A 16,917-nucleotide genomic window follows, 5' to 3' on the forward strand; every position below is an offset into this window, starting at 1 on the left:
ACCGTTCTTGAGAGGATGGAGCGCCGCAACAGACGGATTCATCGCATGCTCCGCCGTCGCGACCTTCTGAAAGCCGCCGGGGCCGCTGGCCTGTCCGGCGCGCTGCCACGCATCGCTCGCGCGGCCGACGATCCGGCGGTGTATGAGCTTGCGGGCTTCGGCAACGCCCGCATCCTGCACATGACCGACACCCATGCGCAACTGTTGCCGGTATTCTACCGCGAGCCGAGCGTCAATCTTGGAATCGGGCCGATGCAGGGACATCCTCCGCATCTGGTCGGCCATGCTTTCCTCGACCGATTCCAGATCAAGGCCGGCAGCGCCGACGCCCATGCCTTCACCTGCCTGGATTTCGAGAAGGCGGCCGCGCGCTTCGGCAGGCTCGGCGGCTTCGCTCACCTCAAGACGCTGATCGACCGGCTGCGCGGCGAGGCGGGAGCGAACAACTCGCTACTGGTCGACGGCGGCGATCTATGGCAAGGCTCCGGCCTCGCCAATACCATGCGCGGCGCCGACATGGTGGATGCCGCCAATCTGCTCGGCATCGAAGCGATGACCGGCCACTGGGAATTCACCTACGGCGAAACAACGCTGCGCGACAACCTCTCCCGCTTCAAGGGCGAATTCCTGGCGCAGAACGTTTTTCTCACCGAGGAGGCCGCGTTCAATGACGCGCCGGCTTTCGACGCCGCTTCGGGCCGCGTGTTCAAGCCGGCGACGATCAGGGAGATCGGCGGCCATCGCGTCGCGGTGGTCGGCCAGGCGTTTCCCTATGTGCCGGTCGCGCATCCGAAGCGCTTCACGCCGGACTGGAGCTTCGGCATTCGCGAGGAGGAGCTGCAGGAACTGGTGCGATCGCTGCGCGATGCCGACAGGGTGGATGCGGTCGTTCTGCTGTCGCACAACGGCATGGACGTCGATCTCAAGCTTGCAAGCCGGGTCAGTGGCATCGACGTCATCCTGGGCGGCCATACCCATGATGCGGTGCCACGGCCGGTCCCCGTCAGCAACGCCGGCGGCACGACCCTCGTCACCAATGCCGGCTCGAACGGAAAATTCCTCGGCGTGCTCGACCTCGACCTCGCCAAAGGCAAGGTGCGCGACGTCCGCTACCGGCTTCTGCCGGTGTTTTCCGAGTTGCTCAAGCCCGATCCTGCGATGCAGGCTCTGATCGGGACAATGCGCGCACCGCATGAGGCGGTCTTCGCCGAGAAGATCGCGGCCGCGGACCGCCTGCTGTACCGCCGCGGCAATTTCAACGGCACCATCGACACGTTGATCTGCGGCGCCTTGCACGAGGCGTTCGACGCCGAGATCGCCTTGTCGCCGGGCTTCCGCTGGGGCACCAGCGTGCTGCCCGGACAGGGCGTGACGATGGAAGACGTGCTCGCGCAGACCGCCTGCACCTATCCCGAGACCTACGTTCAGAGCATGACCGGCGGCCAGATCAAGGACGTTCTGGAAGACGTCTGCGACAACCTCTTCAATCCGGATCCCTATTACCAGCAGGGCGGCGACATGGTTCGCGTCGGCGGCCTGTCGTATACCTGCACGCCTGCTTCGAGCGTCGGCCATCGTATCTCGGAGCTGAAGCTGGAGAACGGACGTCCGCTCGAGGCCGGCAAAAGCTACAAGGTTGCCGGCTGGGCTTCGGTCAACAAGCAGGACGGCGCGCCGGTCTGGGACGTCTTCGCCAAGCATCTGCATAAGCGCATGACAAGCGGTGCCGGCCGCGATAGCGTGACGTTAAAAGGCGTCGAAGGCAATCCGGGTCTGGCAGAATGACCGACATGCTGACACGAAGAGGCGCGATCGCAACAGCGGCGGTTGCGCTGACGCTGCTTCCGCGCATGCTGCGGGCCCAGCCTGCCCCGCTGCCCGACAAACCCTTCGCCGAACATCGCGTCGTCCTGCAGTTGTCCGACGGCGATCCGAAAAAACAGAGCCTCGTTCTCAGCGTCGCCAACAACCTGATCAAGGCCTACGCCCCCGACAGGATCGCCATCGAGGTGGTGGCGTTCGGTCCGGGCATCGATCTGCTGCGGACGGAGAGCGCCAGCCGGGTCCGCGTCGAGAGCCTGATCGCGCAGGGCGTCAGGTTCGACGTCTGCGTGAATACGCTCGACACCATCGAGCGCACGACGGGCAAGCGGCCGGCCATCATCCCGTCCGCAACGCCGGTTCAGGTCGGTGTCGGACACATCCTGTCGCTTACGGAAAATGGCTATACGCTGGTCAGACCATAGGAGATTCCATGCGCCGATTTCTTCGTCGTCTTGTCGCCGCCGCGGGCCTGCTGCTCGCGTTCACCTCGTATGGTTCCGCCGCCGGAATTCAGCATCATCTTGTGATCCAGGTCGACCAGAACGATCGGCAGACCATGGACTTCGCGTTGACCAATGCCACCGACGTGGTTGCATATTATCGGAGCATAAACCAGGCGGTGGTCGTCGAAATCATGGCATGCGGACCGGGCCTGCACATGCTGCGCGAAGATACCTCGCCGGTGAAGGAGCGCATCAAACACCTCATCAAGATCCCGCCCCCCAGCAAAATCCAGTTCTCGGCCTGCAACAACACCAAGGAGAGCATGGAGAAGAAGGAAGGCCATCCGCTTGAGTTGTTGCCCGGAACGACCGTCGTGCCCTTGGGCATGGTGCGGCTGATGGAGTTGCAGGAGCAGGGCTGGAGTTATGTGAGGCCGTAACTCCGACACCTGATGTCGTCCCCACGAAAGCGCAGAGCCTCCCAACCCAGTCCCGACTGACCTCTTGCTGATTTTGAACAGACGATTGAGCCAATCGCTCATCCCGAAAGTCGGCTGGATATTTCGACTCCGTCGCGAAGATCGGACGGCGTGATGGACTCAATGAAGGAGCAGTTGCACACGCCGCGCGGGACGTGCTGACAACCGTCTCGGAAGGCAAATAAAGCGGCGAGCGGCTTGTGCTCTGCCGCGACGGACCGGAATGCAAAAACATAGAGCCCCGCTTCTGATTCCATCAGAAGCGGAAAGGCTCCAGGTCCTTCACCGTTTCATGGAAACGATGAAGGACTCTGGCTTTTGATTTGACGCGTTTTCTTCACGCGAACCGGATTCCACTTCGCTCGAAAGCGCTCCGGACGCTGCGATTTCGGTGCGAACCGACGATCATCTCGCACGGATCGCCCCGTGCTACCCGTCAGACGTCACGCGATGGGCGCGCGCCGTCACATCGCTCGCACCGCAGCTCACGCCGCCTTGGCCAGTCCGACCTCGGCCCATATCTCGGACAGCGCCCCGACCAAAGCCGAGATGTCGTCGTCCGAATGATGCGGCGACGGCGTGATGCGCAAACGCTCGGTGCCACGCGCCACCGTCGGATAGTTGATAGGCTGGACATAGATTCCATACCGCGCGAGCAGAATATCGCTGATCTCCTTGCACAGGACGGGATCGCGCACCATCACCGGCACGATATGGCTGGGGTTGTCGAGATGCTGCACGCCCGCCTCGTCCAGCCGGCGCCGCACGGTGGCGACGCGGTCCTGGTGGCGCTCACGCTCGTAAGAACTCATCTTCAGATGGCGGATGCTGGTCAACGCCCCGGCCGCGACCGCCGGCGGCAGGGCGCTGGAGAAAATGAAGCCCGAGGCAAAGCTGCGCACGAAGTCGCAGATGACATGCGAGCCGGTGATGTAGCCGCCGATCACGCCGAACGCCTTGGCAAGCGTCCCCTCGATCACGGTGAGGCGCGCGTTGAGGCCGTCCCGATCCGAAATGCCGCCGCCGCGCGCGCCGTAGAGGCCGACGGCATGCACCTCGTCGAGATAGGTCATCGCGCCATGCTCGTCCGCGACATCGCAGATGTCGGCGATCGGCGCGATATCGCCGTCCATCGAATAGACCGACTCGAATGCGACGAGCTTGGGCGCGTTGCGGTCGAGGTCGGACAGCTTTCGCTTCAGGTCCGCGACGTCATTGTGGCGGAAGACGCGCGTTTCACAACGGCTGTGCTTCATTCCCTCGATCATCGAGGCATGGTTCAACTGGTCCGAGAGGATGACGCAGCCCGGCATGCGCGACGCCAGGGTGCTGAGCGTGGTCCAGTTGGACACATAGCCGGAATTGAACAGCAGGGCCGCCTGCTTGCCATGAAGATCAGCCAACTCGCGCTCGAGTAGAACGTGATAGTGATTGGTTCCGGCGATGTTGCGGGTGCCTCCGGCACCGGCGCCGCATTTGTCGAGCGCCTCATGCATCGCCGCGAGCACTTTCGGATGCTGACCCATGCCGAGATAATCGTTCGAACACCAGACCGTCACGTCGCTGATGCCGGACGGGTTGTGATGTGTGGCCTTGGGGAACGCCCCGGCCTGACGCTCGAGATCGGCGAAGACCCGATACCGCCCCTCGCGGCGAAGACCATCGAGCTGGCGATTGAAATAGTCTTCGTAATTCATGTTGTCCTCCCGTCTGCGGTCCGGCTGATTCCGGTCGAAAATCTTGTTGCGCCGGTCGACACGTTCAGGCCGCCGAGCTTGGTCGTCGTGGCGTCATGCCGCGGGTCACAGGCTTGCGCGTGATAGGATTGGCGGAACTCATCTTCGAGTCGCTGCCGCGACAGAGCCGCCGCGTTCATTTGCACAACGGGCGGCTTGGGCCCGGCAGCGCCCGAAATAACCGACAGCGACGGTCGTGCGGCGGGCACGGTGCTCGCTGGCGCCGGCGCCGGCGAGCGAATCGACCAGCGCCACAGATCGACAACGGGCATCGGCAGAATCATGAACCAGTGTTCGAGCGCGCCGAGCGCTACCAGCACTGCCAGCAGCGAGCAATCGAGCGTCGCGAACTCCGATTTCACGCCGATCGCGGTGACGGCAAGAATCGCGGCGGCCGCCGTCGCCAGCGTCACCGAAAACGGGAACAGCGTATTGATCGGCTTGCGGGTGAAGTAACTTCGCAGGAACGCGACGTGCTCCGGCAGAAGTTCGTCGTTCAGGGTGCGCACGCCGAGAAACAGATTGACCTTCGCGCTCTGCCGCAGCACCAGCAGCGCGGCGAACGTCCACAAGCCAAGTTGATTTGGCGCGCCGGCCGTCACCGCAAAAACCAGACCGGCCGTCACGACAAGCGCAAGCTCGTGATAGGCGATCGCCTGCAACGCAAACCAGAAGCGATCGACAGCAGCGCAATCGCGCGGGCACGGCTGCGGCCGCGGACCGGTGATCCAGCCGCTCAAAAACGATATCTCGATCGCGCCCCACAGCAGGATGGCGCAGGTGAACACGCAATAGGCACCGGCCGCGCCGGTCACCTGGCTGCTGGCCCATATCCCGGCGAGCGAGGCGACGAACAATGCCGTGGCCCCGGTTTTCAGGAGCACGCCGTGGCGCGCCGACAAGCCGACCAGAAGCAGGACGCTGCCCGTGCTGAACCACCAGACGAAGAGAACGTAGGGGATTGCGATCGCGAGCGCGCCCATGGCCGGACTCCATCACCAGGCGGGTTGAAGTCTGACGTCCCGAGGCAGCTTGTTCTTCTTGACCGGAAGCAGGAAAAGCCGCGCAAAGGCCGCCGCCGCCTTGAGCGGCAGGACCGCACGCTTCATGCGCGCGGAGAAACCGCTGCGCGCCTTGGCGTCGGCGATCGCCTCGGCAACCTTGCGAAGCTTTTCGAGTCCCGCGAGAAAGCGCGGATCGTCAATATCGAGCACCACCGGGAATACCTGGCGCGAGATTTCCGAGGTGATCCGGAATACCCGCATGTCGTAATCGGTCGGGTCCATGCCGAGCGCCCGATGGAATGCGGGCCGCATATGATCGCGCACATACATGGTCGCGAACACCGCGAGCAGGAAGAACTTGATCCAGAGCTTGTTGTGGCCTTGCAGCAGCCCGGGATCGGCCCGCATCAGCAGCGCGAAGGCTTCGCCGTGCCGGAATTCGTCGTTGCACCAGCGCTCGAACCAGCGGAAGATCGGATGGAACTGGCGCTCCGGATGGCGCTCCATCTGCCGGTAGATCGTGATGTAGCGCGCGTAGCCGATCTTCTCCGACAGATATGTCGCATAGAAAATGAACTTCGGCCTGAAGTAGGTGTACTTCTTCACCTTGGTCAGGAAGCTGAGATCGACCCCGATGCCGTGATCCTTCAGGATCTCGTTGATGAAGCCGGCATGGCGCGCCTCGTCGCGACTCATGTAGGTGAAGAGTTCGCGGATATCGGGATTCCTGATCCGCTTCTTGATCTCCGCGTAAAGCACGCAGCCGGAAAATTCGGCGGTGAGCGAACTGACGAGGAAATCCTTGAATTCCTTGCGCAGGTCGTCCGGCAGATCGTCGAGGCCTTTCTCGAATTCGTCCGTCTTGACGAAATGCCGCCGGTTGAAATCCGCCCGCAGGTCCGAGATTATCGCGTTCCATTCGGCGCGGACGAGATCGACGTTCAGGCGGTCCATGGCGTCGAAGTCGGTGGTGTAGAAGCGCGGGCTGAGGATGGTGTCCTCGCGCGCCATGTCGGTGCTCGATGATGATGCGGGCATACCGCCTTCGATCGATATCATGATGCCCTCCCGTCGGAGAAACTGACTTCGTAGAGTTCGGTGAGTTCGAGATAGCCGCCGACATGCGCCAGCAGCCGTTTCCATGCGCCGGCCCGCACCACGGTCGCCGTGCGACGCAGGCTGACGCACTCGCCGAAGGCGATCGACACCGGCGCGCCGTGGACCGTGACCTCGTCACCGGGGCCGATCTCCACGTCGCCGTCCAGGCTGACATGAGCGTGCAGGCTCTCGGCGGTCTGCTCGATTTCGATCGTGCAGCCGACGTCGAAATGACGCGGCCCGGTTTTCCGGCGTCCATTCACGGCTTGTCACCTCGCATGGCGATCACCTTTTCAAAGCTCTGCATGTTGCCGGCGCCGAATGCCGCCAGATCGACCCGGCGGTTCGTCGCCGGGTCGTCGATGGTCGTATGACCGTCAGACCATTTGGAAATGACGAAGGCCGGCCCCGCCGCGCCCACGCCCTGGCGCTCGCGGTCGAAGGCCAGACTGCGCAGCACGGTGCGAACGAAGCCGTCGCTGCCGGCAGGCAACACGCCGATGGTCGCGCCGCTTTCCGGCGCGACCACGTTGATGCCGCCGTCGGGCCGGTCCTCGAAACGGAAGCTCATGGCCCACACCGTACCGGTGTAGTTCGCGCGGACCGTGCCGATGCCCGTGAGCCGGCCGACGCTGGCCGCGACGATGGAGAAGATGATCAGCGCCGCGGCGCCGATCAGCGCGCCACGGGGCACCATTCGATCGGCTCGATTGGCTGAGGTTCGACTGGTAACCGCTCGACTGGTAACCGTTTGGTTCATCGCCTCCTCCCTTACGCCGCGGTGGCGACGACTGGCACCAGCCGCACCGTCTGCGGCGCCGGCAGCGCCGTGACGACAGGTTCGGGCGCCGGCGTCGACGATGCCGCAAGCGCCGCCGTAATCAGATCCGCCACATTCCGCGCATCCGGCACGCAGCGAAGCATCGGCTCGACGCCGTTGAGCCGCCATGGCCGCGCATGCGGCCACAGCAGCAGATAGGACAGCCGCTGTTCGCTGACGACGGAAAAGGGCAGATCGCCGCTGCCGTCGTCATATTCCCTCAAGGCTGCGCTCGCGACCTGCTTGAGGGGGATGTTGAGCGTCATCGGCAGCACCGCGCCGAATTGCAGCAGCACCCGGTTGTTGGTCAGGCTGTAGCGCGTGGTCCGGCTGTAGAGAAACGCGAGTCCTCCGAGCAGAACCATGGCGACGGCGAGCGGAAGGCCCAGACGCGCCGTCCCGGCGACGGCCCCCAGCCACGGCTGTCCAACGGACCAGCCGATCGCCAGCCGGGCGACCAGCAGCAGCGCGAAGTAAAGCGCGACGAGACGGACATGAAAAACGCGAAGCGCCAATGACCGCGCCTCCGGCCTTCCCTGCCAGATCAGGTGCTCGCCCTTGGGCAGGCACAGTTCCTCGAAACGACCTGCGGCGCTCATAGCAGAGGCTCCTGTCTCGCGGCGGTGGCGTAAAGATTGCCGCCGCCGAAATAACCGACGATCCTGTCCTCCTCGCGCTTGGTCACCTGGTCGGGATTGGCGAGCAGCGGCGCATCGGCGAACTGCCGGCCGAGCACCGCCTGCACCGCCACGTGGTGGCCTTTCCATTTCCTCTTGATGCGCGCCATCGTCATCGGCAGCAGCACATGACGGTCGGCCACGCCACTCACCTCGACCTCGAGATAACGGATCAGCATTTCGGCGCGATCGACCCAGACGTCGCGGACGACGCCGCCGACCTCGCCGTCGGCCCCGAACACCTCCATGCCGCGCGGATCGGGGTCGCGCTGCTCGATCGTGATCGAGCTGTCGGCGCGCAACGGAACGATGGCCGGAACTCCGCCCATCGTCAGCTCCGGGACGTCCTCGCGATCGGCGTAGGACGCGGGCCCGACGCCGTCGAGCATCGGATTTCCGGTCGGCACATAGGGCGAGCCGGGCCATGGCGCGGCCGGCGTCACGGGCGCATCGCGCCGGTCGTTCTGCCAGTTCGGAACGGTGGCGGTATGCCCACCGCGCAGCAGATAACGCTTCATGCCCGGAAAGGCCGGGAAGCCGACGCTGCTGCGGCTGCCGTCGTCCTCATACAACAGCGGATAGCCTTCCCGCTTGTCCTCGCGCCGCAAATAGAAAATCAGACCGGCGAAGAAAATCCAGAACGCGTAAAGCGCGATCTGCGCGACGTCCATTCTAGCTGTCAATTCCGTATGCATGGCGTCCTCCCGATGGCTATCCTGGAAATTCCACGAGACCGAACTTCTGTTTTTCCTGTCGCGCGGGATGCCGCCACCGCACCAGCGGTCCGATGACGACGAGCGTTGCGAACAGAAGAACGATCTCGATCTGATAGACGAAGGTGTAACCGGTAGCCCGGCTGACGAGCGCCGCGCCGAGATGACCTTCGGTAGCGAGCGCCGACATCACATCGCGAATGACGCCGCCGCCCGCGATCGCCAGACCGGCCGCGGTCGCCTGCACGCCGCCCCAGATGCCGAGCGCGAGGCCGGCCGAGCCGTTCGGCGCGAGCGCCATCGCCGCCGTGAGAGTCCCGACCGCGAACAGGCCACCGCCGAAACCGATCAAGGCCGCGCCGATCCGATACAGCGCGGGCGACATCAAAGGCGCGGAAAAGATCACAGCCGAGAAGGCCGCGACACCCACGGTCACGCCAATGGCGGCCATCCGGTAGGGATCGAACCCGCGGCGGAGGCTGCGGGCGGAGATCGTGAAGCCCGCCAGCATCCCTCCCGCGAAAACGGCTGTAATCACCGTCGTCTGGCTGACGGTGAGATTCAGGATCTGGGCACCGTAAGGCTCGAGAAGTATGTCCTGCATCGTAAAGCCGAGCGTCCCGAGACCCACGACGAGGAGCACGCGGACCGTACCGCCGGCAGCCTGAAATTGATGCCAGGAATCTCGGAACAGCGGACGCTCGCGCCGTGCCGACGTGCGGGAGGGATCACGCGCCTCCTGCTTCCAAAGCGCGGCGACGTTCAATGCCACCACCGTCAACGCGGCGCCCTGAATGACCTGGATCAGCCGCATTTCGCTGAAATTGTCGAGCAGAACCCCGAACGAAAGCCCGCTCACGATCATGCCGACCATCAGCATGACATAGAGAAAGGCGACGACGCTCGGGCGTGACGCCTCCGGCGCGATATCCGTTGCAAGGGAAAGCCCCACGGTCTGCGTGGTGTTGAGGCCCGCGCCGACCAGAAGGAACGCGAGGGCGACGCCGATACGCCCGCCGATGATCTGGCTCGGCGCCGGGCTCGACAGGAGCAGCAGCGCGAACGGCATGATGGCCAGGCCGCCGAACTGCAACATCGTCCCCAACCAAATGTAGGGCACACGACGCCAGCCGAGCACGGAACGGTGATGGTCTGAGCGGAACCCGATGAGGACGCGGAACGGAGCGAAGATCAGCGGCAGAGCGACCATCGCCGCGACCAGCCAGCTCGGAACGCCGAGTTCGACGATCATCACGCGGTTGAGCGTGCCGTTCAACAGAACGAATGACATGCCGACCGAAACCTGAAACAGCGAGAGGCGCAGCAGGCGCGACAACGGAAGCTCCGTTGTCACCGCGTCGGCAAACGGCAGGAACCGCGATCCCAATCGCATCCAGAATTCTGCGAGTGAGGGAGCTGACTTCATCATCGGCGCACCAGTTCCAGGGCATGAGACTTGTAGAACCCGCTGGCGACGCGCCGGCTGCGGCCGAAGGACCAGTCCTGCAAATCGGGATGATCCAGAATGAGCTTACGCAGATGTGGCTCGGAGACGGGCTCGATCGCCGGTGCGCGATTGTCCCGCGGGAAGGCGCGTCCGGCCGCGTGCATCAGCATCAGCAACGGGGTCCTCGGCGCGAAGGTCACGAGCATCGCATGGCGCGTGCGCGCCGCGAAACTCGCGATGATCCGCACGGCGTCCTCGGTGCGATAATGGATGATGGAATCCATCGCCACGACGACGTCGAACGTGCCGAGCGCCGGATCGAGCATGTCGCCGGCGATGAAACGGATCGCTCCGGCGTCGATATCGGCGGGAAGCCGCCCGTCCGCGATCCCGATCAGGGTCGGCGAGATGTCGACCGCGGTGACGGCCGCGCCGCGCCGCGCCGCCTCGATCGACAGCGCGCCAGTACCGCAGCCGGCATCGAGCAGGCGCGTGCCGCGCAGATCTTCTGGCAGCCAGGACAGCAATGTCCCGCGCATCTCGTCGCGGCCCGCGCGCACGGTGGCGCGGATCCGACCGACCGGAGCGTCCGAGGTCAGCCGCGTCCACGCCGCCGCCGCCGTGCGGTCGAAATAGGTTTCCAGTTCGCTGCGCCGTGCAAGATAGTTTGCGGTAATCATCAGTCGAATCCCAACAAATCGAAAATGTCACGGTCTTTCAGGGGAACGGCATTCAACGGCTCGGCGCCGGCCAGCAGCGACGCGGCCAGCCGCAGATACTCGTTCTGCACGGCATCGACCTCGGGCGACGGCTCCATCTCGAACAGCGTCGACTTCTTCAGCCGGCTCTTGCGGATGACATCGAGGTCGGGAAAGTGCGCCACGGTCTTGAGTCCGGTCTTGTCGTTGAACTTGTCGACCTGGTCGGTGCCCGCGCTACGGTTGACGATCACGCCGCCGAGCCGTACCGGATAGTTGCGCGACTTGGCCTGGATCGCGGCGACGATCCGGTTCATCGCGAAGATCGAGTCGAAGTCGTTGGCGGCGACGATCAGGGCGCGGTCGGCATGTTGCAACGGCGAGGCGAAGCCGCCGCACACGACATCGCCGAGCACGTCGAAGATGACGACGTCGGTATCGTCGAGCAGGTGATGCTCCTTGAGAAGCTTGACGGTCTGGCCGACGACATAGCCGCCGCAGCCGGTGCCGGCGGGCGGCCCGCCGGCCTCGACGCACATCACGCCGTTGTAGCCGTGATAGACGAAATCATCAGGCCGCAGTTCCTCGGCATGGAAATTCACCTGTTCGAGCACGTCGATGACGGTCGGCACCAGCCGCTTCGTCAGCGTAAAGGTGGAATCGTGCTTGGGGTCGCAGCCGATCTGAAGCACGCGCTTGCCGAGCTTGGAGAACGCGACCGACAGGTTCGACGAGGTCGTGCTCTTGCCGATGCCGCCTTTGCCGTAGACCGAGAACACCTTCGCCTTTCCGATCGAGACGTTGGGGTCCATCTGCACCTGCACGCTGCCGGCGCCATCGGGACGGCCGACCGTTGCGGCGGCAGCGGGTTGTCGGATCGGAATATTCATGCGGCAACTCCTACCCCTTCGAGGTGATCTTCGAACTGCTCTCCGGCCTTGCGCAGCGAGTCGAGCGTGGCCTGGTCCGGCGACCAGTAGTTGCGCTCATGCGCTTCGATCAGCCGGTTGGCGATCTTGGCCGACGCGGCCGGATTGAGCGCGGCGAGCCGCTCGCGCATGGCCTCATCAAGCACATAGGTCGTGGTGATCTGCTGATAGACCCACGGTGCGACCTGACCCGTGGTGGCCGACCACCCGACCGTGTTGGTGACGTGGGATTCGATCTGACGGACGCCCTCGTAGCCATGCGCGAGCAGCGCCTCGTACCATTTCGGATTGAGCGTCCGGGTCCGTGTTTCCAGCGCGACCTGCTCCGACAAGGTGCGGACTGCGCCCTCGCCGCGCGTCTGGTCGCCGATATAGACCGGCGCCGCCTCGCCGCGCGCGCGCTTCACGGCACGACTGATGCCGCCCAGCGTATCGAAATAGTGGTCGACCGTGGTGACGCCGAGTTCGACGGAATCGATGTTCTGATATGCGGCATCGACGCGCGCGAGGACATGGCCGAGCAGCGCGTCGTGGCGCACCGGCCGGCCGTCGATGCCGTAGGCGAAGCCCTTGCGGCGGGTATAGGCCTCGGCAAGCTCCTGCTCGTCGGTCCACGCGCCGCAATCGATCAGATGATTGACGTTGGCCCCGTAAGCGCCCTCGGCATTGCCGAACACGCGAAGCGCCGCGTCGCTCAACTCGCCGCCATGCTGCGCCTGATAGTCGAGCGCGTGCTTGCGGACGAAGTTCTGCGTCACCGGCTCGTCGGCGCCGGCGGCCAGCAGCGCGGCCTCGGCAAGCAGGCGGGTTTGCAACGGCATCAGGTCGCGGAAGATTCCCGACAGCGTCATCACAACGTCGATGCGCGGACGCCCCAACCGCTCCAGCGGAATCAACTGCGCCCCGGCGAGCCGGCCGTAGCCGTCGCGGCGCGGCTCGGCGCCGAGCAGCCACAGCGCCTGCGCGATCGGCGCGCCTTCGGTCTTGAGATTGTCGGTGCCCCACAGCACCATCGCGACGGTCTCCGGCAAGGCGTTGCCGTCATGCGCGTGCCGCGCCAGCAGCCGCTCCGCCTGGCGCGCGCCGTCCAGCACCGCGAACGCGCTCGGAATCCGGAACGGATCGAAGCCGTGAAGATTCCGTCCGGTCGGCAGGACTTCGGTATTGCGCAGCAGATCGCCGCCGGGCACCGGACGAATATATCCGCCGTCGAGCGCGTGGATGATCGCTGGCGTTTCGTGATCGGTGGCCAGCAACGCATCGAGCGAGGCGCGCGCGCCATCCTCGGTGATGCCCGCCGCCTCCAGCATCTCGGCGCGCTCGGCGTCGGCCGGCGGCCGGCCGACGACATGCAGCCCGTGCGGGATCAGCGAATATTCAAGCTCGAGAATGCTGTCCGACAGCGCCGCGATCCGCTTGTGCGCGTCGCCGTCCCACGCGGGCTCCGCCGCCGCGAGATCGACCGCCGCCGCCTGCGCCTGGATCAGCGCCACGACGTCGGTCCGCTCGGTGGCGTCCGGCAGCATCGACCGCCAGCTATCGAGCGACGCCTTCAGATCGACGAGCCCCTTGTAGAGCCCGGCTTTCGCGATGGACGGCGTCAGGTAGCTGATGAGGGTCGCCGCGGTGCGGCGCTTGGCGAGCGCGCCCTCCGACGGATTGTTGGACGCATACAAATAGAAGTTCGGCAGGTCGCCGATCAGCCGGTCCGGCCAGCAGTCGCCCGACAGGCTGACCTGTTTGCCGGGCATGAATTCGAGCGCGCCGTGGGTGCCGAAATGCAGCACCGCCTGCGCGCGGAAATCCTCGCGGATCCAGCGATAGAACGCGGCGAACGCATGCGTCGGCGCAAATCCGCGCTCGAACAGCAGCCGCATCGGATCGCCTTCGTAGCCGAACGCCGGCTGCAAGCCGACGAACACGTTGCCGAACTGCTCGCCGAGAATAAAAAGATGGCCACCATCGGTCTGATGCCGGCCGGGCGCGGGGCCCCATTGCTGCTCGATCTCCGCCAGCCAGCTTTCGCGGCGGACATGGGTGTCCACGGGAATGCGGACCGCGACATTGGCGTCGGTGCCGAAGCGCTGCGCGTTGCCTTTCAGCACGCGGGCACGCAGGTCATCCACCGTCTCCGGCACGTCGACCGTGTAGCCGGCCGCCTTGAGCGCCGTCATGGTGTTGTGCAGCGACTCGAACACCGACAGATAGGCGGCGGTGCCGGCGCTGCCGCCGTTGGGCGGGAAATTGAACAGCACCATCGCCAGTTTGCGGTCGGCCCGCGCGCTCTTGCGCAGCGCCACCAGTTTGGCGACGCGCGCGGCGAGCATCGCGGCCCGCTCCGGCATCACGGTCATGTCGTGTCCGGCGTCGACGATGGACGAACGGCCGCCGAACGTCATCGGCCCGGTCGCGCCGTCCAGTTCCGGGATCGCCACCATCATGGTGGCTTCCACCGGCGTCAGCCCGCGCGCGTCGTCGCGCCATTGCTCGGTGGTCTGGAATTCCAGCGGATGCGCGACAATGTAGGGCATATCGAGTTGCGCCAGCGTCGCCTCGGCGGCGCGCACGTCGTTATAGGCAGGACCTCCGACCAGCGAGAAGCCGGTCAGCGACACCACGGCATCGACGGTGGCGACACCATCCTTGACGAAGTACGCCTCGACCGCCGGCCGCGAATCGAGCCCGCTGCAGAAGGCGGGAACAACAGTGAGCCCCTTGGCCTCGAAGGCTGCGATCACGCCGTCATAATGCGCGGTGTTGCCGGCCAGCAGATAGGAGCGCATCACCAGCAGGCCGACGCGTCCGGCCGGCTTGGGAAGGACCGGCAGTTCGTCGACGCGCGTGACCATCTTCGCCGCGAGGCGGGGGTGATACAGCCCGAGTTCGGGATAGGCGACGGGCTCGGCGGCGCGAATCCTTCCGCGCAGTTGCGCGCGCGGACCGCCGGCATAGCGGCCGACCAGAAACCGCACGAGATTGGCGAAGTTCACTTCCGATCCCGCGAGCCAGTATTGCAGGGTCAGGAAATAGGCGCGCAGATCCTGCGCGGTGCCGGGGATGAAACGCAGCAGCCGGGGCATCTGGCGCAGCATCTTCATCTGCCCAGCACCGCTCGACTCGCCGCCACGGCTGCCGCGCAGGCGCTTGAGCAGCGACAGCACGCCGCCGCCCGAACCGGACATCGTCAGCTTGCCGAGGCGCGTCAGCTTCACCACTTCGGCCGCGGACAGACAGCCGATCATCGCGTCGCAATGCGCGCGGCGCGCGGCGAGCGCCGGCATTACGGCCTGGATGTGCTCATCCAGGAACAGCATGGTGACGACGATGATGTCGGCGCGCGCGATGTCGTCGCGGCAGTGTTCAAGCGCCGCCGGGCTGCAGCTCCATTCGTCGGCCGCATGGATCGCCAGTTCAAGTCCGGGGAACTCGGTCTTCAACGATGCGCGCGCGCGTGACGCAGCCGTGGCCAGATGGCTGTCCATCGTCACGATGACGACCCGGATGGGCGTCCTGTCAGCGGCCGAAATGGGCTTTGGCATCGTACAAGGTCTCAAGCGTTATCAGGCCCAGGTTCCGTTCCTGGGCGAAGCGCTCCGTGTTGCGGCGCGCCTTGCCACGCACGAAGAACGGAATCTTGTGAAGCTCCTGCTCGGCTTCCGCGGACCACGCCGCGGCGGCGACGGCTTTCGGCAGTTCGATCGGCGCCGACGACGGCACCGGCTTGCGGCCGAGATGCGAGGGCGCGGAATCGCTGAACTCGCTGTCCTCGCGAAACATGCCGAGGAGATGTTCTTCAAGGCCCATCATCAGCGGATGCACCCAGGTGTCGAACAGCACGCTCGCGCCTTCAAAACCCATCTGCGGCGAGTATCGCGCGGGAAAATCCTGCACATGCGTCGGCGCGGAAATGACCGCGCAGGGAATGCCGAGCCGCTTGGCGATATGGCGCTCCATTTGCGAGCCGAGCACCAGCTCGGGCTGCAATTCGGCGACCTTCGCCTCGACTTCCAGATAGTCGTCCGTGACCAGCGCCTCGACGCCATAAAGCGCCGCCGCTTCCCGAACGTCGCGGGCGAACTCGCGGCTGTAGGTGCCGAGGCCGACGACCTTGAAGCCGAGTTCGTTCGACGCGACGCGGGCGGCCGCGATGGCGTGGGTGGCGTCGCCGAAGATGAAGACGCGCTTGTCGGTGAGATAGGTCGAATCGATCGAACGCGCGTACCACACCGAACGCGCGTCCGCCGTCGCGAGCGTCGGCTCCGGATCGACGCCGGCGAGTTGCGCCACTTCGGCGACGAACTCGCGCGTCGCGGCGACGCCGATGGGGACGGTCTTTGTAAACGGCTGACCGAAAGTCCGTTGCAGCCATTGCGCAGCGCTCAACGCGATCTCGGGATAAAGCACGATGTTGAAATCCGCCTCGCCGAGGCGGGCGATGTCGGCGGGCGCGGCGTTCCACGGCGCGGTCACGCCGATGTCGATGCCCATCTCGTTCAGCAGCCTGGTGATCTCCGCGAGGTCGTCGCGGTGACGGAAGCCCAGCGCTGTCGGACCCAGCACGTTGCACAGCGGGCGCGCGCGGGGCTGCGGTCCGGCGCCTGTCTCGCGCGGTTTGGCGAGCGCTCGCACGATGCGGTAGAAGGTCTCTGAAGCGCCCCAGTTTTCCTTGCGCTGATAAGCAGGCAATTCCAGCGGCACCACCGGGATCGGAAGCTCAAGCGCCTGCGCCAGTCCTCCCGGATCGTCCTGGATGAGTTCGGCCGTGCACGACGCGCCCACCAGCATCGCCTGCGGCGCGAAGCGCTCATAGGCGTCGCGCATCGCGCTTTGAAGAAGCTCCGCCGTGTCGCCGCCGAGATCGCGCGCCTGAAACGTGGTGTAGGTCACCGGCGGACGACGGTCCCGCCGCTCGATCATCGTGAACAGCAGGTCGGCATAGGTGTCGCCCTGCGGCGCGTGCAGCACGTAATGGACGTCACGCATCGCGGTGGCAATCCGCATCGCGCCGACATGGGGAGGTCCCTCATATGTCCAGACCGTGAGCTGCAT

15 protein-coding genes are annotated in these 16,917 nt (G+C 65.2%); 3 read left to right on the top strand and 12 right to left on the bottom strand.

The window, feature by feature from the left end; genetic code table 11:
* Positions 1 to 45: 45 nt before the first annotated feature.
* The 3 genes from soxB (at position 46) to ACMDCM_RS10380 (ending at position 2,707) form a co-directional block, all read left to right on the top strand.
* Entirely contained in the window at positions 46 to 1,785 is a 1,740-nt protein-coding gene (soxB, locus tag ACMDCM_RS10370; protein ID WP_412773484.1) for a thiosulfohydrolase SoxB, read from the top strand.
* Positions 1,786 to 1,850: 65 nt separating this feature from the next.
* Complete coding sequence (locus ACMDCM_RS10375) at positions 1,851 to 2,246, top strand: DsrE family protein (protein ID WP_412774724.1); 396 nt, start codon at positions 1,851 to 1,853, stop codon at positions 2,244 to 2,246.
* Positions 2,247 to 2,254: 8 nt separating this feature from the next.
* Positions 2,255 to 2,707, top strand: coding sequence for a DsrE family protein (locus ACMDCM_RS10380; RefSeq protein WP_412773485.1), 453 nt, complete (start codon positions 2,255 to 2,257; stop codon positions 2,705 to 2,707).
* Between the two features lie 524 nt (positions 2,708 to 3,231).
* Here the strand turns inward: ACMDCM_RS10380 and hemA are convergent.
* The 12 genes from hemA to bchB all read right to left on the bottom strand — a co-directional run bounded on the left by hemA (position 3,232) and on the right by bchB (position 16,917).
* Positions 3,232 to 4,443 carry a 5-aminolevulinate synthase gene (gene hemA / locus ACMDCM_RS10385; RefSeq protein ID WP_412773486.1) on the bottom strand — a complete coding sequence of 404 codons (1,212 nt, stop codon included), beginning with the start codon at positions 4,441 to 4,443 and terminating at the stop codon, positions 3,232 to 3,234.
* On the bottom strand, positions 4,440 to 5,465 hold the full coding sequence (puhE, locus tag ACMDCM_RS10390) for a putative photosynthetic complex assembly protein PuhE (protein WP_412773487.1): 1,026 nt from the start codon (positions 5,463 to 5,465) through the stop codon (positions 4,440 to 4,442). Before puhE ends, hemA begins: the two co-directional genes overlap by 4 nt.
* 12 nt (positions 5,466 to 5,477) lie before the next feature.
* Positions 5,478 to 6,545: a magnesium-protoporphyrin IX monomethyl ester (oxidative) cyclase gene (gene acsF, locus ACMDCM_RS10395; RefSeq protein WP_412773488.1), complete on the bottom strand. Its 1,068-nt coding sequence runs from the start codon at positions 6,543 to 6,545 to the stop codon at positions 5,478 to 5,480.
* A complete protein-coding gene (locus tag ACMDCM_RS10400; RefSeq protein WP_412773489.1) occupies positions 6,542 to 6,847 on the bottom strand; it encodes a hypothetical protein in 306 nt (101 codons plus the stop codon). The genes acsF and ACMDCM_RS10400 overlap by 4 nt, the downstream gene beginning before the upstream one ends.
* Positions 6,844 to 7,281: a photosynthetic complex assembly protein PuhC gene (gene puhC / locus ACMDCM_RS10405; protein WP_412773490.1), complete on the bottom strand. Its 438-nt coding sequence runs from the start codon at positions 7,279 to 7,281 to the stop codon at positions 6,844 to 6,846. Before puhC ends, ACMDCM_RS10400 begins: the two co-directional genes overlap by 4 nt.
* Before the next feature lie 74 nt (positions 7,282 to 7,355).
* Positions 7,356 to 8,003 (bottom strand): photosynthetic complex putative assembly protein PuhB, encoded by a 648-nt coding sequence (puhB, locus tag ACMDCM_RS10410; RefSeq protein ID WP_412773491.1) that lies wholly within the window; start codon positions 8,001 to 8,003, stop codon positions 7,356 to 7,358.
* Positions 8,000 to 8,776, bottom strand: coding sequence for a photosynthetic reaction center subunit H (gene puhA / locus ACMDCM_RS10415; protein ID WP_412773492.1), 777 nt, complete (start codon positions 8,774 to 8,776; stop codon positions 8,000 to 8,002). The genes puhB and puhA overlap by 4 nt, the downstream gene beginning before the upstream one ends.
* A gap of 16 nt (positions 8,777 to 8,792) precedes the next feature.
* Positions 8,793 to 10,223 (bottom strand): PucC family protein, encoded by a 1,431-nt coding sequence (locus ACMDCM_RS10420; protein WP_412773493.1) that lies wholly within the window; start codon positions 10,221 to 10,223, stop codon positions 8,793 to 8,795.
* Positions 10,220 to 10,921: a magnesium protoporphyrin IX methyltransferase gene (bchM, locus tag ACMDCM_RS10425; RefSeq protein ID WP_412773494.1), complete on the bottom strand. Its 702-nt coding sequence runs from the start codon at positions 10,919 to 10,921 to the stop codon at positions 10,220 to 10,222. The genes ACMDCM_RS10420 and bchM overlap by 4 nt, the downstream gene beginning before the upstream one ends.
* The gene (gene bchL / locus ACMDCM_RS10430) at positions 10,921 to 11,829 is read right to left on the bottom strand and encodes a ferredoxin:protochlorophyllide reductase (ATP-dependent) iron-sulfur ATP-binding protein (protein ID WP_412773495.1); all 909 of its coding nucleotides are present in this window, start codon (positions 11,827 to 11,829) and stop codon (positions 10,921 to 10,923) included. Before bchL ends, bchM begins: the two co-directional genes overlap by 1 nt.
* Positions 11,826 to 15,407: a magnesium chelatase subunit H gene (locus tag ACMDCM_RS10435; RefSeq protein WP_412773496.1), complete on the bottom strand. Its 3,582-nt coding sequence runs from the start codon at positions 15,405 to 15,407 to the stop codon at positions 11,826 to 11,828. The genes bchL and ACMDCM_RS10435 overlap by 4 nt, the downstream gene beginning before the upstream one ends.
* A complete protein-coding gene (bchB, locus tag ACMDCM_RS10440) occupies positions 15,382 to 16,917 on the bottom strand; it encodes a ferredoxin:protochlorophyllide reductase (ATP-dependent) subunit B (RefSeq protein ID WP_412773497.1) in 1,536 nt (511 codons plus the stop codon). The genes ACMDCM_RS10435 and bchB overlap by 26 nt, the downstream gene beginning before the upstream one ends.

It is taken from the genome of Nitrobacter sp. (genome assembly GCF_047149785.1).
GTDB lineage: Bacteria > Pseudomonadota > Alphaproteobacteria > Rhizobiales > Xanthobacteraceae > Nitrobacter.